The following is a 305-nucleotide window of genomic DNA, read 5'->3' on the forward strand; positions in this document are numbered from 1 at the left end:
GTATTGGTAGTGGCAACCCTTCTATTTGCCGGTTCCGTTTTCTTAAGTGGAAATCATAATTATAATAATATTGCATACACATCTACCAAGAAGCACACTCTCAAGAATGCATTTAATGTCAATTTTAAATTAGATAAGAATAATTATAATGTGCTTTTTATGACTCCTACAACGTTTTATGGGACGACCGATTATGCGCCGGTTGGTGCCTGGCCTGTAGATAACCGTAATTCTTTAATTACTCATGAAGTATTGGTTAAAGGAAAAAAAATTAAGAGTTCCTACACTAAGGATGTTACGAAAAT

General features: G+C 34.1%; 1 protein-coding gene. It reads left to right on the forward strand.

Annotation, left to right across the window (positions count from 1 at the left end; genetic code table 11):
• Nucleotides 1-305 (forward strand): hypothetical protein (locus D1831_RS14780; RefSeq protein WP_225422918.1); only part of this gene is annotated, 305 nt, incomplete at both ends.

It is taken from the genome of Lactiplantibacillus garii (genome assembly GCF_003885105.1).
GTDB classification, from domain to species: Bacteria; Bacillota; Bacilli; order Lactobacillales; family Lactobacillaceae; genus Lactiplantibacillus; species Lactiplantibacillus garii.